We start from the raw sequence: 22241 nt of genomic DNA on the forward strand, positions 1-22241 counted from the left end.
ACGGCGGCACCGGCTTATGCCACCGCGACGTCTTCGCCGTCCTCCCCACCGTCATGCCCCGGCTTGTCCCGGGCATCCACCGGGCCGCTTGAGCGCTCGCCGCAAACCCGAACCCGCCCAACCGTGGATCGCCCGGAAACGCCGGGCGATGACGGCGCAATGTCGGGGGTGAGGGGGCAGCGTCTTCCCACATCCCTCCCATCCCGGAGCCTCACCCATGGCGACGCTGCTTCTCGGCGCGGCCGGCGGCCTTATCGGCGGCGCGCTGTTCGGACCCATCGGCGCGGTGGCGGGGCGGGCGCTGGGCGCGCTCGGCGGCTCGGTCATCGACGGCGCGCTGCTCGGCGGCAACCGCTCGCGCCATGCGGAGGGTCCGCGCCTCACCGATCTCGACGTGATGGCCTCCACCGCCGGCGCGCCGCTCCCGCGCATCTATGGCCGCGCGCGGCTCGCCGGGCAGGTCATCTGGGCGACCAAGCTCAAGGAGGTGAAGAAGGAGGAGACGCAGTCCGTCGGCGGCAAGGGCGGCAGCCTCTCCGCCAGCACCACCACCTACACCTATTACGCCAATTTCGCCGTGGCCCTGTGCGAAGGCCCGGTCTCGCGCATCGGCCGCATCTGGGCGGACGGCAAGCTGCTCGACACGCGGCGCCTTCACATCACCACCCATCTCGGCGGGGCGGACGAGGCGCCGGACAGCTGGATCGAGGCGAAGCAGGGTGAGGTGGGCACGCCGGCCTATCGCGGCGTTGCCTATCTGGTCTTCCGCAACCTCGATCTCACCGACTATGGCAATCGCCTGCCGCAGATCACCGTGGAGGTGGAGCGTTCCATCGGCGCGCTGGAGCATCAGGTGCGCGCGGTGACGCTGATCCCCGGTGCCACCGAGTTCGGCTACGACACGCGCAACATCCGTCAGGTCTATGGCGAGGCGAGCTACGGGCCGGAAAACCGACACGTCACCAGCTTCTTCAGCGATTTCGAGGCCTCCCTGGACCAACTCCTCGGCGCCTGCCCGAACCTTGAGCGCGTCTCGCTGGTGGTCTCCTGGTTCGGCGATGATCTGCGCGCCGGCCAATGCGCCGTGCGGCCGAAGTGCGAGCGCGTCAACAAGGCGACCGCCCCGGCGCTGTGGAGCGTGGGCGGGCAGACGCGGCTCACCACTCCCGCCGTCTCCCAGTATGAGGGCCGCGCGGCCTATGGCGGCACGCCCTCCGACGACAGCGTGGTGCGCGCCATCCAGCGCATGGCCGAGGCGGGGCTGAAGGTGACGCTCAACCCCTTCGTCATGATGGACATCCCCGCCGGCAACATGCGCCTCGACCCGTGGACCGGCGCCGCCTCCCAGCCGCCCCATCCCTGGCGCGGGCGCATCGTGTGCGATCCCGCGCCGGGGCGGGTGGGAACGGTCGATGGGACCGCCGCCTGCCGCGCCCAGGTGGCGGCGCTGTTCGGCACGGCTGTGGCGGGGGACTTCACCCGCATCGGCACGAGTGTGATCTATCACGGGCCGGAGGAATGGAGCGTCAGGCGCATGGTGCTGCACTACGCCCATCTCGCCGTCGCGGCGGGCGGGGTGGAGGCGATCCTCATCGGCTCGGAAATGGCCGCGCTCACCCGCCTCACCGACGACACCGGCGCGTTCCCCGCCGCCGCCGCGCTCGCGCAGCTCGCTGCCGAGGTGAAGGCCGTGGTGGGGCCTTCCACCCTCGTCTCCTACGCCGCCGACTGGACCGAATATGGCGCGCAGGTGCTCGCCTCCGGCGACGTGCGCTTTCCCCTCGATGCGGTGTGGGGCGCGGATGCCGTGGACTTCATCGGCATCGACTATTACCCCCCACTCGCCGACTGGCGGGACGGCTCCGCCCATCTCGATGCGGGGCTCGCGCAGTCCATCCACGACCGCTTCTATTTGAAGGCCAACCTGCGCCGCGGCGAGGCCTTCGACTGGTTCTATGCGGATGATGCCGCCCGCGCCGCGCAGGCGCGCAGCCCGATCACGGACGGCGCCTTCGGCGAGCCGTGGGTGTATCGGCAGAAGGACCTCTGGTCCTGGTGGGCGAATGCCCATCACGAGCGCGTCGCCGACGTGCGCAGCGCCGCGCCCACCGCCTTCGTGCCGGGTGCGAAGCCCATCCGCCTGATGGAGGCGGGGTGCCCGGCGGTGGACAAGGGCGCCAACCGGCCGAGCGCCTTCCCGGATGCGAAATCCGCCGAGAACCGCCTGCCGCCCTTCTCCTCCGGTGCGCGGGACGATCTCATCCAGCGCCGCACGCTGGAGGCCATCCTCTCTACCTTCGGTGCGGACTCGCAGGAGGCGGACAACCCCGCCGCGACCCTCTATCCCGGGCGCATGGTGGAGCCCGACGCGCTCTTCCTGTGGAGCTGGGATGCGCGGCCCTATCCCCAGTTCCCCTATGCCACCGATGTGTGGGCGGACGGCGCCAACTGGGCCACCGGCCACTGGCTCACCGGCCGCCTCGGCGCCGCGCCGCTGGATGCGCTGGTGGCGACGCTCGCCGCCGATTTCGGCATTGCCGACGTGGATAGCGCGCGCCTCTCCGGTGCCGTCGAGGGCTATGTGGTGGAGCAGCCCATGACCGCCCGCGCGGCGCTGGAGCCGCTCGCCCGCGCCTTCGCTTTCGAGGCGGGGGAGGAGGATGGCCGCATGGTGTTCCGCCCGCGCGGGCAGGGGGAGGTGGCGGAGATCGCCACCGACGATCTGGTGCAGGTGGAGGGGATGCCCCTCCTCGCCGTCACCCGTGCGCAGGAGACCGAGCTGCCTCTGGAGGTGACGGTGGGCTTCGTCGATGCCCTGCGTGACTACCGCCGCGCCACCGTCTCCTCCCGCCGTCTCGCGGGCCGGAGCCGGCACGTGACGCAGGCGGACCTCGCGGTGGTCGCCTCCGATGCCGTGATGGTGCGCGCTGCCGATGTCTGGCTTCAGGACCTGTGGGCGGGGCGCGAGACGCTCAGCTTCTCCCTGCCGCCCTCCCGCCTCGCGCTCGCTCCCGGCGACCTCGTGCGGCTGACCTTCGATGGCCGCACGCGCCTCGTGGAGATCGTCCGCGTGGAGGAGGCGGAGGCGCTGGCCGTTACTGCCCGCACCATCGAGCCGGAAGTGTTCGACGTGGCGCTGGCGGAGGAGGGGGCGGGCGCCATCGCGCTGCCCGGCGCCTCCGGCCCGCCCGCCGTGCGCGTCATTGATCTGCCGGCCTTGTCGGAGGCGGAACCCGTTCCGCTGCAATGGCTTGCTGCCGCGGCATCGCCCTGGCCGGGAACGCTGGCCATCTGGCGCTCCACCGATGGCGCGAGCTTCGAGACGCTGGCGCCGATCACCGCCTCCGCCACCTTCGGCACGCTCACCGCGCCGCTGGCGCCGGGGCCGCTCTGGCGGTTCGACCGGCACAACGGGATGGAGGTGACGTTGCAGACCTCCCTGCTCGTCTCGGCTGGTGAGGCGGAGGTGCTGGCGGGCGCCAACCTCCTCGTGCTCCTCGCCGAGGGTCGCGCGCCGGAGATCGTCGCCTTCACCGAGGCCGAACTGGTGGATGCGGGCAGCTATCGTCTCTCCGGCCTGCTGCGCGGCCTCGCCGGCACCGAGGTGGCAGGGGCGGAGGCGTGGCCGGCCGGCACCCGCCTCGTGCGCCTCGATGGCACGCTGGTGAGCGTCGCCAGCGGCGTCGCGGCGCTGGGGCGCAGCTTCATCTATCGCGTCGGCTCGGCGCGGGATGACCAGGGCGCGGAGGAGGTGACGGAAGTCGCTGCCACCGTCTCCGGCCGCGCGCTCGCGCCGCTCTCCCCGGTGCATGTGCGGGCGCGCCGCACGGCGGCGGGTGTCGCGCTCTCCTTCATCCGCCGCACGCGCATCGCCGGCGATGGCTGGGAGGCGGTGGAGGTGCCGCTGGGCGAGGCGAGCGAAGCCTACCGGCTCGACATCCTCGATGGCGAGACCGTGCGGCGCAGTCTCTCCCTCACGTCGCCTGAAGCCCTCTATGCGGCCGCCGACGAGATCGCCGATTTCGGCGCCCCGCAGGCGGAACTCACCGTCCGCATCGCCCAGCTCTCGGCCAGCGTCGGCGCAGGCGAGGCGGTGACGGCGAGCGTGCGGCCGTAAGGCTCTTCTCACCCCTTCGAGGTCCAGCCATGTCCGAGCAATCGGCGAACCTGGCGCTGCCGTATATCGCGGCGGCCCAGGCGCAGAAGCATGTCACCCACAACGAGGCCATTCGCCGCCTCGATGCCTTCGTGCAACTGGTGCTGGAGAGCGCCACCGCGCCCGCCCCGCCCACCTCGCCCGCCGAGGGCGCGCGCTGGTTCGTGCCGGCGGGCGCCACCGGCGCCTTTGCGGGCCGGGCGGGGATGATCGCGGCCTATGAGGCGGGGGCATTCGACTTCCTGCCCGTGGCGGCGGGCTTCCTCGCCTTCATCCGCGACGAGGGCCGGCTCGCTCTGTTCGACGGCGGTGCCTGGGTCTCGCCGCTCGCCGCGAGCCTCCATCGGGGCGCGATCTCGGCGCAGGTGCGGGAGGCGGATGTGGTCCTCTCCGGCGCCTTCGTGGACACCGCGCTGGTCATTCCCGACCGGGCCATCGTGTTCGGTGTCTCCACTCGCACGCTCACCGCCGTGACCGGCGCCTCCGCCTATGACTGTGGCATTGCCGGGGATCAGTCGAAGTTTGGCGGCAGCCTCGGCATCGCCGTGGGCGCGACCAACATGGGCGTCATCGGCCCCACCGCCTTCTACGCGCCGACACCCGTCCGCCTCACCGCCATCGGCGGCAGCTTCGGCGGCGGCACGGTGCGCCTCGGCCTGCACCTCCTCCTTCTCGCCATTCCCGGCGCCTGACGCGCGCCTTCGGAGACGTTCCATGGCCTACGATCCCGCCCGAGACCCCATGCGGGGGCTCGCCGCCTCGCTCTCCTCGCCGACGCGGCTGATGAGCCGCGTCACCCCCTCCGACAGCGACGAACTTCCCGCCTACGCCAAGGCCCTGTGGGTGTTCGTGCCCGAGGAGGTTTCCGGCGGTGTCGCCACCGTGCGCATCACCCCCGTGGGTGCGGACGATGCCATCCGCATTGATGTGCGCGCCTTGCCGGGCCTGCAGCCCTTACCGCCCTGCCAGGTGCGCCGGGTGTGGGCGACCGGCACCAGCGCCGGCATCGATATCTACGCTTTGTTCGACCGCTGAGCGGAGTGGCGGCGATGCTGTCCCTCTCGCTCTCCGCGATCGCCGTCCTGCGCGGCCGGCGCGGCCGCCGCCCACCCCGCGGCTTCATCTTCCTGGTGGATACGGATGGCACGCCGCTGACCGACGCGGCCGGCGCGCGCCTCATCGAGCCCATCTGACCGGCCCCCGCGGGGGCCACTCCAGCCCGCGCCCCATCCCCATTCCCCATCCCCGGATCGCCCGTGCCGCTCATCCCGGCGCGGGCGTGTTTTGCCCCTTACTTTGGGAGTCGTTCATGTCGTCTCGAAATTGGAACCAGAGCACCGCCGCTCTCAAGCTCCGCCTCCAGCAGGCGCTCGCCGCCGGCCGTCCCCTCTGGACGCGGCCGTGGATCGGCCCGTCCGCCTGGACCACCGGGGAGGCGGTCAAGCAAGGCGACGTGCGCTCGAATTCCGCGACCCCGACCCAGTGGTATGTCGCGGCGACCGGCGGCACCTGCGGCGCGACCGAGCCCACGCACACCAACGGCTCGGCGACCAGCGATGGTGCGGTGCTGTGGACCCACCTTGGCGGCCCCTCCTGGGATACGGCGGATGACCCGGCGAAGCCCGCCCTGACGTTGACCGGCTCGACCAGTGTCCCTGCCGGCCTGACGGCCCTCGATGTCTGGGCCAACCGCTCGCTTTTCGCCTTCAATGGCAACGCCCCCGGGCAGTATGCGACCAGCCGCGCCAACCTCAACGTGTTCCTCCCCAACGCCTCGGCCGCGGCTTCTCGCGGCGGTTTCGTGTCTTTCACGTCCGATGCGCCCAAGATCGGCTTTGAGGTGCCCAACAACACTTTCGGCATCCGCGTCTTCTGCGACGGGCGCCCGGTGACTGCCGGGCCGATCTATCCGTTCTCGGGCTCGAACTTCTGGGCGACCATCGACTGGGGCACCCGCAAGCCGCGCCTGTGGGAGATCCACTACGGCCAGGCCAACGCGGCCCTGTTCTTGCTCGCGATCACCTCGGCCGACCAGATCTGGCCGGCGCCCAGCCCGAACGGCCTGCGCGCCGGTTTCATCGGCGACAGCTACCTCGCCGGGTCGAGCTATGGTCCCTTCCTGCTCGGCAATACGCTGTCCGAGCATTTCGGCCGGCTGACCGGCATCGACGACATGTGGCGCCTGGGCACCGGGGGCACCGGGCTTCTCAATCCCGGCAGCGGCCCCTACTACACCTATCGCGAGCGGGTGCCGCAGCTTCTGGCCCTCAATCCCAACGCCATCTTCGTCCAGGGCTCCACCAACGACGTGAGCTACTCGCAGTCGGCCCTCACGGCCGAGGCGCTGGCCTTCCTCGACGCGATCCGGGTGGGCAGCACGGCGCCGATCTTCTGGTTCGGCCCCGCGCCCCTGTCGGGCAACTATGCCAGCATCCAGACCGTGGACACGGCGATCTCCGCTGCTGTCGCGGCGCGGCCGAACAGCAACATCATCTACAAGTCCATGCTCACCGCCGTTCCGCCGTGGCTGACCGGCTCGCACAACAACGCGAGCTACAGCTGGACCTCCAACATCAGCCAGTTCATCGGCGGCGACAACGTTCACCCCGTCGACAAGGGGACCATGTACCTCGCCGGTCGCATGGCCTCGGCCTACGCCAACGACATGCTGCCGCTGGTCGCCTGAGGCCGGTTATCGAAGAAGCGGGGGCGCTCCGGCGCCCCCGCTTTTTTCCGTTTTCTGTCGAGAGCTTCTTTCAGGAGAGCCTTGCCATGGCTGCCGAAAGCTTCGCGCCGGCGCTCGCCGCCGTGCTCCGCCACGAGGGCGGCTATTCCAACCATCCCGACGATCCCGGCGGCCCGACCATGAAGGGCATCATCCAGCGCGTGTACGACGCCTGGCGCCGCTCCAAGGGGCTTCCCGAGCGCCCGGTCCGCGAGATCGAGGACACCGAGCTGAAGGAGATCTACCGCCGCCAGTATTGGGACGCCGTGCGGGCCGACGAGCTGCCCGCCGGCATCGACTATGTGGTGTTCGACGGCGCGGTGAATTCCGGCCCCGCCCAATCCGCCAAATGGCTCCAGCGCGCGCTTTCCCTCTCTGCCGACGGGCAGGTGGGGGAGGTGACGCTCGCTGCCGCCCGCGCCGCCGCCGAGCATGCGCCGGGGCGCCTCGTGGACGACATCTGCGACCGTCGCCTCGCCATGCTCCAGGCGCTGCGCACCTGGCCGGTGTTCGGCAAGGGCTGGGGCCGGCGCGTCGCCGACGTGCGCAAGCTCGGCAAATCGTGGGCGACCGGGGGGCGCACCTCCTCCGTCGCCGTGCCCGCCAAGGACGGGGAGGGGGCCAAGGGCACCCTCGCCAGCGCCCGGCCGGCGCCGCGGCCCGAGGCGGGGGCGGGCGCCGTGGCGGGCGGCATCGTCGCCTCCACCGTGGCCGAGGCGGCGCGGCAGATCGAGCCCCATGCCACCGGCTCGCCTTTGCTGGCCAATGTGTTCGCCGCGCTCACCCTCCTCGGTCTCGCCGCCACCCTCGCCGGCCTCGCCTTCGTCTGGTGGAGCGCCCACGCCGGGGCGAAGCGGGCCGAGGTGCTGGACCTCGGAACCGGGGCGAAGCCGTGAGCGGCGCCCTCGACGCGGTGGCCGGCATCCTCGGCTATGGCGTGCCCTGGTGGGCCTGGGGCCTCCCCGGTGCCCTCGCCGTGGCGGTGCTGCTGCGCCTGTTCGGGGTGCGGGCGGCGGGGATCGCCGCCGCCGTCCTCGCTCTCGTGCTCGTCACGCGGCGCGCCGCCCAGCGCGGCTATCAGCGCGCCCTGAAGGAAGGAGAACGCGATGTCTCGGAAAGCCTTTCTGCCGCGCGGTCTGCGCGGGATGCTGCCGCTCGCCGCGACGGCGATGCTCGCAGGCTGCGCGACGACGACGGGTTCCGGCGCGACTAGGGTCTATTGCGGCGCCGCCGCGCCCATCCGCTGGTCGCTCTCCGACACCGACGAGACCATCCGCCAGGCCAAGGCCGCCAATGCGGTGGGGCGGCGGCTGTGCGGCTGGAGGTGAGGGGCGCGCCCGAGCGGCAAGGGTGAGCCTCCGTCAAAAAGTCCGCGCGGAGCTTGAGCGTGGCCCACTCGGCCCGGTCGAACAGACCGAGGCCGATGGCCCAAGTCCGGCCTGCGGCGCCCCGTCATCGCTGACAGGCGCGCAAGGCTCTGTCATTCTTTGTCTCTCTCGCTTAAGGAGGTTGTGGCGAAGGCGGAGGGGCACCGTGCGCTTGTTGGTGATCGAGGACGATCCCGAGCTGAACCGACAGCTCGTCGAGGCGCTCGGCGATGCCGGCTATGCCGTGGATCGCGCCTATGACGGCGTGGAGGGGCAGTTCCTCGGCGAGACCGAGCCCTACGACGCCATCGTGCTCGATATCGGCCTGCCCAAGCTCGACGGCATCTCCGTGCTGGAGAGCTGGCGGCGGGCGGGCAAGACCACCCCCGTCCTCATCCTCACCGCCCGCGACCGCTGGAGCGACAAGGTGCAGGGCTTCGATGCCGGCGCCGACGACTATGTGGCCAAGCCCTTCCACATGGAGGAGGTGCTGGCCCGCCTGCGCGCTTTGCTGCGCCGGGCCACTGGCCACGCCTCCAGCGAAATGTCCTGCGGTCCGGTACGGCTCGACACCCGCTCCGGCCGCGTCACGGTGGACGGCAATCCGGTCAAGCTTACGTCGCACGAATATCGCCTGCTCTCCTACCTCATGCACCATGCGGGGCGGGTGGTGTCGCGCGGGGAGCTGGTGGAGCACCTCTACGACCAGGATTTCGACCGCGATTCCAACACCATCGAGGTGTTCGTCGGCCGCCTGCGCAAGAAGCTCGACTGCGACGTGATCCAGACCGTGCGCGGTCTCGGCTATCTGCTCGCGGCCCCCGAGGAGCCGCGCTGAGATGGCGGCGTCCTGACATGCCGGCCGCCTGACATGGCCATGGATGCTGCGCGCCGCCCGCCGGAATACACGCCGGGCTCCCTCGCCTTCCGCCTCGTGCTCTCCGCCATGGCCATCACGGTGGTGGTGCTGCTGGTGGTGGGCTTCGTGCTCGCCTCCCTCTACCGCAGCTCCGCCGAGCGGGCGTTCGACCGGCAGCTCGACATCTATCTGAAGATCATCGTCGCGGATGTCGCCAATGCGTCCGAGCGGCTGCCCGAGCCGGCGGCGCTGGCCGACCCGCTGTTCGCCTTTCCCAATTCCGGCTGGTACTGGCAGATCGCGCTCAAGTCCGGTGGGCAGCTTGAGCGGCGCACGTCCCGCTCGCTGGTGGGCGCGAGCCTGCCGCTGCTCGCCGAGCAGGGCATCCGCGGCCGCCCCGGCCTCATGCGGCAGGGCTATGCCACCGGGCCGGGCGGTGTCGCCCTGCGCATCGTCGAGCGCGACGTGGATCTCGGGGCGGATGCCCGCTACGTGGTCTCGGTGGCGGCGGTGGCATCCGATCTTGAAGCGGAGATCTCCGCCTTCAACTTCTCGCTCGCTGCAACGCTCGTGGTGCTGGCCTGCGCCTTCCTGCTGGTGGTCATCGTGCAGGTGCGGTTCGGGCTGAAGCCGCTGACGCGCATTTCCGAGGCGCTGTCGGACGTGCGCTCCGGCAAGGCCGAGCGGCTGGAGGGCACCTATCCCATCGAGATCGTGCCGCTGGTGCGCGAGGTGAATGCCCTCATCGACGCCAACCACGAGATCGTGGAGCGCGCCCGCACCCACGTGGGCAACCTCGCCCACGCCCTCAAGACCCCCCTTTCCGTGCTGATGAACGAGGCCGGCACCCGCGACGACCCGCTCGCCGTGCGCGTGCGCGACCAGGCCGGCGTGATGCGGGACCAGGTGGCCCACCATCTGGAGCGCGCCCGCATGGCGGCACGCATCTCCGTGGTGGCGAGCGTGTGCGAGGTGACGCCGGTCATCACCTCCCTCGCCCGCACCATGGAGAAGATCCACCGCACCAAGGATCTCGCCATCGACGTGCGCATCCCGGAGGACGTGCATTTCCGCGGCGAGCAGCAGGATCTCGAGGAGATGTTCGGCAATCTCATCGACAATGCCTGCAAATGGGCCTCCTCCCGCGTGGAGGTGGAGGTGCTGGTGGAGCGGCCACGCTCCCCCGGCGACCGGGTCTATTTCCACGTCAGCATCGATGATGACGGCCCCGGCCTGGATCCCGCCCGGCGGGTGGATGTGGGCCGGCGCGGGCGGCGGCTGGACGAATCCAAGCCCGGCTCCGGCCTCGGCCTGTCCATCGTCCACGAGCTGGCCCTGCTCTATGGCGGGCGATTCGAGCTAAGCTCGGCTCCCATCGGCGGCCTTCGGACCGAACTCGTGCTGCCCGCCGCCGCCGCGCCGCCTCCGCCCACCTGACGTTTCCGGAGGATGCGGGTCGGGGGTGACACCGTGGCGCCACAGGCTGCGGCAAACCGTCTTCACAGTGAGGCTTGCGGCGCCTAAGAGAGGCCGTCAGCCTCTGTGTCGCCCCAATCGGTGATCCGATTTGCTGGCTCGATCGTTGATGACGTGCGCAGGCGCTCTGTCCGCGCCCGTCATGTCCGCCGTTCTGTCTGAGGCCTGTTCATGTTCGTCCGCGTGTTCCGCGTTGCTCCCGCGTCCGCAGCGGTCCTCGCCCTTGCGCTCGGCGGTTGCGCGACCGACACGACCGGCAACAAGGCCACGGCCGCGCTTGCGGCCCTGCCCACGGCGCCGGTGATGTCGGGCACGGTCTCCGGCGGTCTCATCAGCGGCGGCATCGGCAACGGGCTCGACGATGCCGACCGGCAGCGTGCCTATGACGCCGAGATTTCCGCGCTGGAGACGGGTGGCCCCGGCTATCCCATCGGCTGGAAGGGCGACGGCACTGCGCGCGGCACCGTCATCGCCGGACCGCCCTACAATCGCGCCGGCTACCAGAGCTGCCGCGACTATTCCCACACCATCTATATCGACAATCGCCCCCAGATCGCCCGCGGCGCCGCCTGCCGCACCGCCGAGGGCCGCTGGCAGCCGGTGAGCTGATCCTGGCGCCTGCGGGGCCCTCCGCCTGAGGCGGATGGGGCACGAAGCGGGGACGTGACTTCGAAACGTCGTGATCTGGGCAAGGCACGCGAGGCGGCCTGAGGCGCGTCGCGTTCGGTCCGGCGGACCTCAGTAGGACATGAACAGGGGGACCTTGCAGTCCTCCAGCAGCGACTCGGTGACCCCACCCAGCACCCATTCGCGGATGCGCGAGTGGTTGAAGGCGCCCATGACGATGAGATCGGCGCCGATCAGCCCCGCCTGCTCGCGCAGGGTCTCGGCGACGCCGTCCCGGCCCACCACCAGGTTCTTCACGTCCACATGGACGCCGTGGCGGGCGAGATGGGGCGCCAGCTCGGCGCCGGGCACTTCGTGCGCCAGTTCCTTCTCCGAGCCGATGGCGAGCACCTCCACCGCCGAAGCGGACTTCAGGATGCCCATGGCGTCGTTGACGGCCCGGGTCGCCCGTACGCTCGCGTCCCAGGCGATGAGAACGCGGTCGTGCTTGAAGGTGTCCACCCCCGGCGGCACCACGATCACCGGCCGGCCGCTCTCGAACAGCAGCGCCTCGATGAGCCCGCGGTCGGCATTGACGGTCGCGACCTCCGCGTCCAGCACCGAGATGTCGTGCACCCGCGCCTGGGCGACGAACAGCTCCACCAGCTGCCCATAGGCGAGCTGCGGCGTCTCCACCGAGGCGGCGACACCGGCGGCGGCGGCATCGCCCCGCGCCCGCTCCGCCACGTCCTGAGCGAGCTGCTTCAGACGGCGGTTGTGGGCGGCGACGAGGCCGGTGGCGATATTGCTGACGAAGGTGTTTCCCATCACCACCTTCAGCGAAGCCGCCTGGATGGTCGCGTGGGCGCCCGATTGCTGGGCCAGCGACAGGCCGTAGGCCAGCGCCGAGGACGGCTCGTCCACACCCTCTTCGGTCATGCCGATGAGTACGCTTTTTATGTTCTGCACCATTTGGCGTTTCCTCCTGACACAAGATCAAGGTACCTGAAGGCTTCAGCTTGTCGTTGCGTCATGTCAAGGCTCGTGGTTGCCGACTGCCGGTTGCCAGCCCTTTCCCTTGAGGTAATAAGGGGCGCAAGGGAGCGCCCATGATCGATGATCTGAACCTGTTCGCGAGCCAGCTGGTCACGCTCTGGGTCGTGCTGGAGCCGCTGAGCCATCTCAGCATGTTCCTCGCCACCACCTCCCACCTCGACCGGCAGGAGCGCCACAAGGTGGCGGCGATGGGCACCGCCTTCGCCTTCCTCATCCTGGTGGTGTTCACGCTCCTCGGCCGGATGCTGCTGGAGGCGATGGGCATCTCCATCCTCGCCTTCCAGATCTCCGGCGGCATCATCCTGTTCTATTTCTCGATGACCATGATCTTCGGGGCGATGACGCAGCATGCCGTGACGGCCGATCCCGAGCGGCGGCTGGTCCACATCGCGGTCTATCCCATCGCGACGCCCATCGTGGCTGGGCCGGGCGCCATCCTCGCCATGGTGCTGTTCTCCGACAACAACCGTGGCGCCCCGCTCTCCCAGCACCTCATCACGGTGAGCGTGCTGGTGCTGATGTCGGTGGTGCTGTTCGTCATCTTCTGGCTGGGCGACTACATCGCCAAGGTGCTGGGGGAAGGCGGAGCGAGCCTGCTGCGGCGGATCATGGGCATCCTGCTCGCCGCCTTCTCGGTCAATCTGGTGCTCAACGCCTTCCAGAAATGGCTCAACCTGCCGCCGATCTGAGCGGCGGCAGGCTGGCTGTCACGGGGCCTGAGGATCAGGCCTCGATCTTCTCGATGTCCGGGGCAATGCCGGGCGAGGTGGCCGAGCCGTCATCCAGCGGCGCCAGATAGTCCACCACCATCTGCTGATAGCGGGGGATGCCCTTGTAGGTGGCGATGTCCGGATGCAGGTCTCGCAGCACCCGGTGCAGCCGCCGGCGCCACTTCGGCACCTTGGCGATGTCGGCGACGCTGGTGAGATAGCAGCGGATGCCGAACAGGATGGCGTTGGAGCGGGGCAGGCGATAGAGCGTCTGCAGCTCCACGCGCAGGTGCACCTTCTCCGCCACGTTCTCGGGTGTGACCGACGCCTTGTCCGGCCCCCACACCGGGTAGTTCTCCGGCGAGGTGTCGAGGCGCGGGTTCACCGTCATGGTCCAGTTGAGGCGGCGCACCGGCTGGCCGTACTGGAGGCGCAGGAGATACTTCAGGGCGCGGTCGAACACGCCCTTCTCGTGCGCCAGCGGAACGGGGCCGTGCCACTCCTGGAAGCTCATGCCGATGTCGAACTCCAGCGACCAGTCGGCCTGGGTCGTCACCATGCCGCCGTCCACGAAGAGGTTGTCCTCGCGCTGGTCCTGAAGGGTGAAGTCGCCCTGCGCCTGCCGGGTGATGTACTCGAACGGCCCGCAGGGCAGCGTCTCGGCCTTGCCGAAGATGAAGCTCTGCTGGATGCCGAGCGGCCGGTTCACCCAGGTCCAGGCGTCTCCGTCCTTGGACAGGGTGAAGTGCTCGGGATAATCGGCCGCGAGATTCTCCATGATCATCTCGAGGCTGTCCCACTCCGCCGTCAGCATGTGCGGCAGGACCTGGCAGCGCTTGGGGTCCTCGGCGAGCACGCGGGCGCGCTCCTTGCACTCGGCGATGTAGTGCTCGTCGACGTCGAACTGCGCCTGGAAGGCGGCCGTGGGGCCACCGCGCACGTGCGGCTCGATGTTCACCGAATACATGTAGCTGTCTTCGGGGAACGGGAAGGGAAAGCGCAGGAGGTCCTCGGGCGACTTCTTGTAGGTGAAGGTGTCGCGGAAGGTCTCGGCGGGCTTGAACTGAACGGTCATGTGAGGCCTCCCGGGATCACAGGTCGATGACGATGCGTGGGCCGCGGGCGCGCGACACGCAGGTCATGATGAGGGTGCCGGCCGCCTTCTCCTCCGCGGAGAGGAAGTCGTCGCGGTGTTCCGCCTCGCCCTCGACGAGGGGCGTGGCGCACTGGCCGCAGGCCCCGCCGCGGCACAGGCACGGGGCGTCCACGCCGGCCGCCTCGATGGCTTCGAGCAGGCTCTGGCTCTCGCCCACCTCCACCTCGATGCCGGACTTGCGGAGCACGGCGCGGAAGGGCAGGCCGGTGACGTCGCCGCCGAAGCTCTCCTTGTGCACCTTGGTCTTGGGCCAGCCGAGCGCGGCGGCGGTGGAGGCCACCGCATCCATCAGGCTGTGCGGCCCGCAGACATAGACATGGGTGCCCAGCGGCTGGCGCGAAAGCAGGCCGGCGAGATCGAAGGCGGCGCGGCCGCCGCCATGCACGCGGATTTCCTCACCCGCCGCATAGGGCGCGAGCAGGCGCTCGAACACCGGCACTTCCTCCAGCGTGGCGAGCTGGTGCAGCTCGAAGCGGGCCCCGCGCGCCTTCAGCTCCGGCAGGAAGGAGAGCATGGGCGTGATGCCGATGCCGCCGCCAATGAGCAGGTGCTTCTTCGCGGTGGAGATGAGGGAGAACAGGCTCACCGGATTGGCCATCTCCAGCACGTCGCCCGGCGCGACCCGGCGGTGGAGATAGGAGGAGCCGCCGCGCGACTGGGCGACGAGGCGCACGATGATGTCGTAGCGCGCCCGCTCGGACGGCGGGGAGACGAGGGAATAGGCGTTCTTCATCACCCGGGCGCCGTCGCGTAGGGTGAGGAGGACGTGCCCTCCCGCCGGCGGGGTGGGGAACACGCCGCCATGGACGGGCTCGAAGGAGAAGCGCTTGAGGCTCGGCGCGAGCTCGACGATTTCGCGCACGCGCACGCTGAAGGGCTGGGCGGCGGTCATGCGTAGAGCTCCTCGGCGTCAGGCACCTCACCCGGCACCTCGGCGTCCACCTGGACGGCCATGAAGGCGGCGAGCCGCCGTGAGAAATGATCGCGTACGAACAAGGATGCGCCGCAGCCCGGGCAGGTGAAGATGGAGGTGGTGATACCTTCGCTCATCGTTCGGCAGTGGACGCAGTAGACGCGCCGGGCCTTCGGGCCGGCCTCGGCGAAGGCCGTCTCCTGGCGGCTGAGGCCGGCCTTCTGGGCACGCCCCCACACATCCCACAGGAACGGCTCGGCGCCCGCCGCATAGAGGCGGAGCCCCATGGTCTCGCGGGCGAGCCGCTCCTCCAGCGCGGAGAAGAGGTGCGTCACGGACCGGAAGGTGGCGACGCTGCCCGGCGCCTCCTCCATGGCCGGCACGGAGGGCACGGCGCTGCGCCGGGCCACCGTCCAGACCTCGAAGGCGGAGGGGGAAATCCCCTCCGCCAGCGCCTCAGCCGGAACCTCGGCCGCCTCGACCACCAGCAGGTGGTGCCGTCCGGATGGATCCGGGGCCAGCGGGGCGTACGTCGGGCGGCTCTTGATACCCTGGTCGCTCATTTCGTCTCCGTTCAATAGACCGCAATGCTGCGGGCCACGATGATGACAACGGCGCCAAGCACGAGGGCGAGGTAGGGCAGCATCCCCGCTCGCGTGCCGGCCCCGGGTTCGGCCTTGAGGTGCATGTCCTCCATCATCGCCGCCGGGAACTGGCCCTTGTCCGTCACATAGTGCCGGAAGAGGAACACCGGGATGATGGCGGCCGATACGATGAGCCCGGTGACCAGCGTGCCCGCGCCCCAGATGTCGGCACCCATGCCGAGCAGGAACAGGTTCACGTAGGCCAGCACCGTACCCATGCCGATGAGCCACACGGGGGCCTTGAAGGGGCGATCCCAGGCGGGACGGTCGATGCGGTGCATCCAGGCGGAATTCAGGTTCAGGAAGTTGAACAGGATGTAGCAGACGTTGGAGATGGCGAGAATGAACACGTAGTCCGACATCATCAGCAGGATGAGGTTGAAGCCGAGGTCGGTCCACATGGCGCGGGTGGGCGCGCCGTTCTCGTTCACGTGGCTGAGATACTTGGGCAGCCAGCCGTCCACCGACGCCTGATAGAGCGTGCGGGAGGAGCCGGCCATGGAGGTGATGATGGCCAGCATGAGCGCGAGGATCAGCATCACCACGATCACGGTGTGGACGATGGGTCCGCCCTTGATCATGTCCGCCATGGCGCTCGCGACACCCATGCCGGAATAGATGTCAGCAGAGAGGATGCCCGAATAGACCGCCGGCGTCGTCACGGTGCCGGAGGCATCCACCACCGCCGGGGTCACGAGCTGGCCGAGGCCGAGCACACCCTGGAAGGAGATGGGCACGATGGTGAACACGAAGATGCACAGCAGGCCCGAATAGAGGATGGCCTTGAAGGTATCCGTCTTCGGGTCGCGGAACTCACGCGTGTAGCAGACCGCGGTCTCGAAGCCGTAGGTGGACCAGGCGGCGATGAACAGGCCGCCGGCCATCAAGGTGAGGCCCGCCATGTTCCATTCGCCGGCGATTACCTTGCCGGCCTCGTCCTTGGCCAGCGGGGCGAACGGCCCGAGATTGGCGGCGAGCACGTCGCCGGTGAACAGCGGCACGAGGCCGATGAGGATCAGCGGCAGCAGGGCGACCACGCCGAGGATGACCTGCACCTTGGCGGTCTGGCTGATGCCGCGATGCTGGATGGCGAAGGCCACGAGCAGCAGCACCGCGCCGAGGACGAAGGTGGCGTTGATGCGCAGCGCGAGGCCCGCCTTCAGCCAGCCGAGATCCACCAGCGTGAGCTGCCAGGTGTTGATGGCCGCGTCCGGCGCGAACAGGATGGAGAGCACATAGCCCGCCGCGAGGCCCGAGCCGATGGACAGGACTGGCGACCAGGCCAGCCAGTTGCACCACACCGAGAACGGCGCGAGCAGCTTGCCGTAGCGCACCCAGGCAATGGCGCCGTAGACCGAGGCACCGCCCGACTTGTGCGGGAACAGGCCGGCGATCTCGGCATAGGAAAAGGCCTGGATGAAGCCGAAGACGATGGACAGGATCCATACGAACCAGGCCGGCGCGCCCACCGTGGCGCCGATGGCACCGATGGAGAAGAGCACGAGGGCGGGCACGCCGCTCGCGATCCAGAAGGCGCCGGTCCAGCTGATCTTGCGTTGAAGCGAGCCGGCCTCAGGCGCGGCGACCGCCTCGTTGGTTGCTGCGATACTCATGTTTTTCCCCTCGGATTATGAGGGGAGTTTCCGGAGAAGAAACTTTTTTGTCAACGTATAAATTGGCCGGTTGGACGGTGAAAGCGGCTCAATTTGCAATCATCGTCCGCTTAATGCATGGGCATACTGTCGTTAGGGAAACAAATGCCTGCGGCCCCGCGTGGGCAATGCGCGGGGCCGGGCGGGTTCTACAAGGACTCAGGCGTCACCGCGCGGGCGATGACAGGTCAGGATCTCACCCTCGTCTTCTGCGGATCGAAATGGGGGAAGGGCGCGATCTGCGCGCCGATGCGCTTCCTGTGCCCGTCCAGCTTGCCGATCTCGATGGCCGTGCCGGTCGCGGCATGGGCGACATCGATGCGGGCCAGGGCGATCTGGGCCTTGAGGATGGGCGAGCGCGTGGCGCTGGTGACGACGCCCACCTGCGCTCGGCCGATGAAGAGCGGGTCGCCATGGCCTACCGCGTCGTTGCCCTCGATCACGAGCCCCACGAGCTTCCTCGCCGGGTTCGCCTTGCGCCGCGCCAGCGCCGCCTTCCCCACGAAATCCTCGTCCTTTTCGGCGACTGCGAAGCCGATGCCGGCCTCATACGGGTCGGTCTGGTCGCAGAAGTCGTATCCGGCGAAGACCAGCCCCGCCTCGATGCGCAGCATGTCCAGCGCGGAGAGGCCGAGCGGCTTCATGCCCTTCGGCGCGCCGGCAGCCCACACCGCATCGAACAGCGCCTTCCCATCCTTGGGATGGCACCAGATTTCAAAGCCGAGTTCGCCCGTATAGCCCGTGCGCGAGACCACGAGCGCCGGCCCGGTCGGCCCGCCGAGACGGGCGACGGCGAAGCGGAACCACTTCAGCTCGGTGATGGCGGGCTGGGTCGGCCCGGTCCAGATGACCTCGGACAGGATGTCCCGCGACAGCGGCCCCTGCACGGCGATGTTGTGCAACTGGTCCGTGGACGAGCGCACATGGACGTTGAGGCCCCACTCCGCCGCCTTGGTGCGCAGCCAGGCGCCGGTAAATTCCTCGCCGCACACCACCCGGAAATTGGTCGGCGACAGGCGGAAGACGGTGGCGTCGTCGATCATGCCGCCGTGGTCGTAGCAGAGCGCCGTATAGACCACCTGGCCCACGGCCAGCTTGCGCATGTCGCGCGTCACCGTGCGCTGGAGCAGGATCTCGGCGTCCGGCCCCGTCACCTCGAACTTGCGCAGGGGTGAGAGGTCCATCACCGCGGCCTTCTCGCGGCAGGCCCAGTATTCGGCGATCGGCCCCTCGCCGGTGAAGCAGGTGGGCAGCCAGAAGCCGCGATACTCCACGAAGTTGCGCGTATGGGCGGCAAGGCTCTGGTGGAAGGCGCTCTCGCGCGTCAGGCGCGGCTCGGCGTCGGCACTCATGCGGAACGCGATCCCCTTGGAGAAGTTTTCGGCGCCGTCATAGACGCGCACATGGATGTCGGTGGGCTCCCAGCCATTGGCGGGGTCGATGTCGTCGGCGCAGGAGGAAGTGGCGCACACGAGGTCGGTGAGCGCTCGCAGCAGCACATAGTCGCCGGGCCGCGACCATGGCTCGTCCATGGTGATCGCGTTGGTGTGGTCCACGGCGGTATTGTAGAAGAAATTGATGGCTGGCCAGCCGGCCCGCTCGCGGATGCCCAGCGGCGCCAGCACGGCGTTGAAATTGTCCGTGCAGTTGGCGTGGCCGGGATAGCCCATGTCCTCGTAATACTTCGCCGAGCAGGCGAGGGCGAAGGTGTCGTGGCGGCCGACCGTGTCGCGGATCACCTCCACCAGCGGTAGCTGGCGCTCGTCGTAATATTTGGAATAGAGCCCCGGCCCCGGATAGGCGGCGCCCATGAGGGTGCGGGTGGTGGTGGCGTCGAGGCCGAACTCCTCTCCCTTTTCCAGTGCGGCGGCATCGAAGGCGAGGAAGTCGGCGCACTGGCGGCCGTCCACGTCGATGATCTGGATGTAGTCGCCGGCCTTCACCGTGTAGGCCCGGGCTTCGGCAGCCGGCACGCGCACATCGAGCTTCGCCGGCGCGAGCGGGGCGGGGAGGGGCCGGCCGCGGCCCCGGGTACGGGTCACGGTCACGATGAGGTCGGTGGGCGCATCCTGCGCGTCCGGCGACATGGGGCCGCCGGGGGCGGCGACCACTACGAGCACGTCGGCCCGCGCGGCGACGTCCGCCGTCGCGCCCGCGCCGCCATCTCGCGAAAGCAGCGCCCGTCCCGCCAGCGACGCCGGCGCGAAGCCGTTTTCCGCCAGCAGTCGGGCGACCTCCACGCTGCCCTCTCCCCCCTGGTCCGGAAGCGCCGGCAGCGTCTCGACGCCGGCGCCCTCCCAATCCTCCACCGCATCTGTATCGGTGACGAAGAGCAGCGCCGGCTGGAGCCCTTCGGGGTCCAGCACGGTCAGGCGGTCTCCTGCGCCGAGCGTGACGGCGGCCATGCCGCCACCGCGCACCACCACCCGCTCGCGCGGGGGGGCTGTCGGGGAAGGACCGGGCGGAAGCAGGGAGGCGTCCATTCACCCCTCTTGAGCGATGGCCGCGAGCAGCCGGTAGCTGCCGCGGTAATAAAGCAGCGGATCGCCCTCGCCCTCGGCGTGCAGATGCACCACGCGGCCGACGAAGATCACATGGTCGCCGCCGTCATAATGGGCGTAGGGCACGCATTCGAAGATGGCGTGGGCGGGCACGAGGCGCGGCGCGCCGGAAGGGCCGATCTCCCAGGGGGTGGCGGAGAACTTGTCCTCGCCGGCGCGGGCGAAACGGTTTGAAATCTCCTGCTGGTTCTCCAGAAGGATGTTCACCGAATAGGCCTTGGCCTTCTCCAGCCGCGCCAGCGAGTGCAGCGAGCGGGCCATGGAGAAGAGAATCAGCGGCGGGTCCAGCGAGACGGAGGAGAAGGAATTCACCGTCACCCCGATGGGGCCTTCCTCGTCCTGCGCCATCACCACGGCGATCCCGGTGGCGAAGCGGCCGAGGGCGTTGCGCAGTTCGCGCGGATCAAAACGGGCGTCGAGATCAATGGTCGTCATGGCAAGGTACTTCCTGAAATGCGACAGCCCGTCCATGATAATCCCCTTCGATGGCGGGCGCGCGGGCCTTCGCCCCTCTCCTGAGCGACGAAGAGGGACGAAGGCTCCGCGTGGTGGCGTCCCGCTTCACGCCACCTTGGCCGGCTGAAGCTCGGCCAGCAGCTTTTCGGCGAAGGCGCGCTTCTCCGCCTCGTCCATCTTCTTGATCTCGTTGTTGAGCACGCGCTCGTTGATCGACTTGTTCCAGTAGTCCAGCGAGCCGAAGCCGAGCAGCGCGGCCTTGCCGACGAACTGACGCAGCACCTCGTTGGTGGGGCCCATGACCCAGCCGGCCTTGCCGTCGCGCAGATAGCGCTCGATCTGCAGCGCCGGGCGGAAGCCGGTGCCGCCGGTGGCGTGGAGCATCTTGTCCACCACATGGGCGACGTTCTTGGCCGCCTCGAACTTCACCTGCCACAGCCAGTGGAGGAGGGAGGAGCGGGGCAAGGCGTCGATGTCCTTGTGGATCGACCAGTCGCAATTGTTGGTCACCGAATCCAGCGCCTGCGCCATCTGGTAGTCGAAGGCGCGGCAGGAATTGGTGTCCATGATCGCCTCGCCCACATAGTCCTGGATGGTGGGGTAATCGGCGACGCGCATGCCCACGTCATTGTGGGTCTTGCGGGTGGTGTGGCGCTTGGCGATGTCGATGACCGCGAGCGAGATGCCGTTCCAGCAGGCCGACGAGCAGGTGAGGAAGAAGGGGTCCACCACCTCGTCGTTGGACTTGGCGCCGTCGCCGATGGGGCCGACGAGGGCCTCCTTCGGCAGCACCGCATTCTCCACCACGATGGGGCCGGACTGGTTGCCGCGCAGGCCGAGGCCGTCCCACTCGGAAGGGTTGGCCTTCACCTCGTCCTTGGTGACGAGGAAGCAGGAGAGGTCGGAATAATCGCCGGAGAAGCCGGGGCTGGTGGTCTGGACGATGTACCAGTCGGCGAAGCCGCCGGAGGTGGTCCAGGAGGCCTTTTTCGTCACCTTCCAGCCGTCGCCATGGGCCTCGGCCTTGGAGGAGATCGGGTACCAGAAGTGCGAGCCGGTCTCGGGATCAGAATAGGAGAGCGTGCCGATGAGCACGTCCTTGTCCAGCCGCTTCAGGATGTCGGTGAGCAGCGGGTTTTCGTGGTGGCGCAGCAGCGCAGCGGCCACGGCGCCGAGGTGCATGGTGTAGCACATGGCGGTGGAGGGGCAGCCGTAGCGGGCGATGGTCTCAACCACCATGGCGGCGCAGACATGGTTCTGGCCGAGGCCGCCGAGCTCCTTCGGCACGTTCAGCGAGAGCAGGCCGAGGGTGGCCAGGGCCTCGAAATTCTTGCGGGGATAGATGTAGTTGGCGTCGCTCTCCACGGCGTTCGCGCGCAGCGTGGTCTCGCACAAAGCGATGAGCTTCGCCTGCAGGTCCTTCTGCTCGGCGCTCAGCAGCCACTGGGGGTCCCACTCGAAGCCGAGCCCCCAGAACTCTTCCTTGCCCCACATCTTTGTCTCGGACATATCTCAAGCTCCGCCCGGGCCGGCGCGCGGGCAGTCCCCGCGGCCGTCCCTGCCAATTGCGATCACGCTGTGGCGCGCCTGTTCCCCTCAGTGAACTTTTTTGACGCGGTAGAAACGAGAGTGCCACGGGCCATTTTTGGTGCAAGCCCATTAGTTGTGCGGTTTTGGCCCGCTGGGTGATCGCGATCTGGGCGACGCATGGGGTTTCCTCGGTTTTCTTTGCCGCCTTTTGCGCCATGCTACCAAAGAAATTTCTTCTGAGGAAAAGTAATTGACAAGAACGTTGGCCCGCCATCAGGATGCGGTCGTCGCGGCGCGCATGGCTGGCCTTGAGGCCGCCTGAGCCCGCCCGCCTTAACGACGGGCCCGGCATACGGGCCGGCATCCTTCAAGAG

19 protein-coding genes are annotated in these 22241 nt (G+C 69.1%); 11 read left to right on the plus strand and 8 right to left on the minus strand.

The genetic code is table 11. The annotated features are described in order from the left end of the window. Positions 1 to 217 precede the first annotated feature (217 nt). The 10 genes from D7006_RS06285 (at position 218) to D7006_RS06330 (ending at position 11192) form a co-directional block, all read left to right on the plus strand. Positions 218 to 4117, plus strand: coding sequence for a glycoside hydrolase/phage tail family protein (locus tag D7006_RS06285; protein ID WP_237355960.1), 3900 nt, complete (start codon positions 218 to 220; stop codon positions 4115 to 4117). 29 nt (positions 4118 to 4146) lie between these two features. Then, positions 4147 to 4848, plus strand: coding sequence for a DUF2793 domain-containing protein (locus tag D7006_RS06290; RefSeq protein WP_237355961.1), 702 nt, complete (start codon positions 4147 to 4149; stop codon positions 4846 to 4848). 22 nt (positions 4849 to 4870) lie between these two features. Further along, a complete protein-coding gene (locus D7006_RS06295; protein ID WP_229643241.1) occupies positions 4871 to 5191 on the plus strand; it encodes a hypothetical protein in 321 nt (106 codons plus the stop codon). Between the two features lie 14 nt (positions 5192 to 5205). Beyond that, on the plus strand, positions 5206 to 5349 hold the full coding sequence (locus tag D7006_RS06300) for a hypothetical protein (protein ID WP_169122591.1): 144 nt from the start codon (positions 5206 to 5208) through the stop codon (positions 5347 to 5349). A gap of 116 nt (positions 5350 to 5465) precedes the next feature. Further along, positions 5466 to 6842 (plus strand): SGNH/GDSL hydrolase family protein, encoded by a 1377-nt coding sequence (locus D7006_RS06305; protein WP_237355962.1) that lies wholly within the window; start codon positions 5466 to 5468, stop codon positions 6840 to 6842. An 86-nt stretch (positions 6843 to 6928) separates the two neighbouring features. Beyond that, the gene (locus D7006_RS06310) at positions 6929 to 7777 is read left to right on the plus strand and encodes a glycoside hydrolase family 108 protein (RefSeq protein WP_237355963.1); all 849 of its coding nucleotides are present in this window, start codon (positions 6929 to 6931) and stop codon (positions 7775 to 7777) included. Further along, a complete protein-coding gene (locus tag D7006_RS06315) occupies positions 7774 to 8094 on the plus strand; it encodes a hypothetical protein (RefSeq protein WP_237355964.1) in 321 nt (106 codons plus the stop codon). The genes D7006_RS06310 and D7006_RS06315 overlap by 4 nt, the downstream gene beginning before the upstream one ends. Positions 8095 to 8414: 320 nt before the next feature. Then, on the plus strand, positions 8415 to 9086 hold the full coding sequence (locus D7006_RS06320; RefSeq protein WP_024277889.1) for a response regulator transcription factor: 672 nt from the start codon (positions 8415 to 8417) through the stop codon (positions 9084 to 9086). A gap of 39 nt (positions 9087 to 9125) precedes the next feature. Further along, positions 9126 to 10544, plus strand: a complete 1419-nt coding sequence (locus tag D7006_RS06325) for a sensor histidine kinase (protein ID WP_237355965.1) — start codon at positions 9126 to 9128, stop codon at positions 10542 to 10544. Between the two features lie 210 nt (positions 10545 to 10754). Next, the gene (locus D7006_RS06330) at positions 10755 to 11192 is read left to right on the plus strand and encodes a hypothetical protein (protein ID WP_169122586.1); all 438 of its coding nucleotides are present in this window, start codon (positions 10755 to 10757) and stop codon (positions 11190 to 11192) included. A 129-nt stretch (positions 11193 to 11321) separates the two neighbouring features. On the opposite strand, the gene D7006_RS06335 is transcribed toward D7006_RS06330, so the two are convergent. Beyond that, positions 11322 to 12161, minus strand: coding sequence for a universal stress protein (locus D7006_RS06335; protein WP_169122585.1), 840 nt, complete (start codon positions 12159 to 12161; stop codon positions 11322 to 11324). A gap of 137 nt (positions 12162 to 12298) precedes the next feature. On the opposite strand from D7006_RS06335, the gene D7006_RS06340 reads away from it, so the two are divergent. Continuing rightward, positions 12299 to 12934 carry a MarC family protein gene (locus D7006_RS06340; RefSeq protein ID WP_169122584.1) on the plus strand — a complete coding sequence of 212 codons (636 nt, stop codon included), beginning with the start codon at positions 12299 to 12301 and terminating at the stop codon, positions 12932 to 12934. Between the two features lie 34 nt (positions 12935 to 12968). Here the strand turns inward: D7006_RS06340 and D7006_RS06345 are convergent, their stop codons facing one another. From D7006_RS06345 to D7006_RS06375, 7 genes are all read right to left on the minus strand, one after another. Continuing rightward, positions 12969 to 14030 carry a DUF3445 domain-containing protein gene (locus D7006_RS06345; protein WP_237355966.1) on the minus strand — a complete coding sequence of 354 codons (1062 nt, stop codon included), beginning with the start codon at positions 14028 to 14030 and terminating at the stop codon, positions 12969 to 12971. Positions 14031 to 14046: 16 nt separating this feature from the next. After that, the gene (locus D7006_RS06350) at positions 14047 to 15003 is read right to left on the minus strand and encodes a PDR/VanB family oxidoreductase (RefSeq protein ID WP_237355967.1); all 957 of its coding nucleotides are present in this window, start codon (positions 15001 to 15003) and stop codon (positions 14047 to 14049) included. Beyond that, positions 15000 to 15587: a dimethylamine monooxygenase subunit DmmA family protein gene (locus D7006_RS06355; RefSeq protein ID WP_237355968.1), complete on the minus strand. Its 588-nt coding sequence runs from the start codon at positions 15585 to 15587 to the stop codon at positions 15000 to 15002. Before D7006_RS06355 ends, D7006_RS06350 begins: the two co-directional genes overlap by 4 nt. 11 nt (positions 15588 to 15598) lie before the next feature. After that, complete coding sequence (locus tag D7006_RS06360; RefSeq protein WP_237355969.1) at positions 15599 to 17281, minus strand: APC family permease; 1683 nt, start codon at positions 17279 to 17281, stop codon at positions 15599 to 15601. A 227-nt stretch (positions 17282 to 17508) separates the two neighbouring features. Continuing rightward, positions 17509 to 19803: a DUF1989 domain-containing protein gene (locus D7006_RS06365; RefSeq protein ID WP_237355970.1), complete on the minus strand. Its 2295-nt coding sequence runs from the start codon at positions 19801 to 19803 to the stop codon at positions 17509 to 17511. Next, positions 19804 to 20316 (minus strand): flavin reductase family protein, encoded by a 513-nt coding sequence (locus tag D7006_RS06370; RefSeq protein WP_229643252.1) that lies wholly within the window; start codon positions 20314 to 20316, stop codon positions 19804 to 19806. 126 nt (positions 20317 to 20442) lie between these two features. Next, on the minus strand, positions 20443 to 21846 hold the full coding sequence (locus D7006_RS06375; RefSeq protein ID WP_237355971.1) for an acyl-CoA dehydrogenase family protein: 1404 nt from the start codon (positions 21844 to 21846) through the stop codon (positions 20443 to 20445). Between the last annotated feature and the right edge of the window lie 395 nt (positions 21847 to 22241).

This window comes from Xanthobacter sp. YC-JY1 (assembly GCF_021730305.1).
GTDB classification, from domain to species: domain Bacteria; phylum Pseudomonadota; class Alphaproteobacteria; order Rhizobiales; family Xanthobacteraceae; genus Xanthobacter; species Xanthobacter flavus.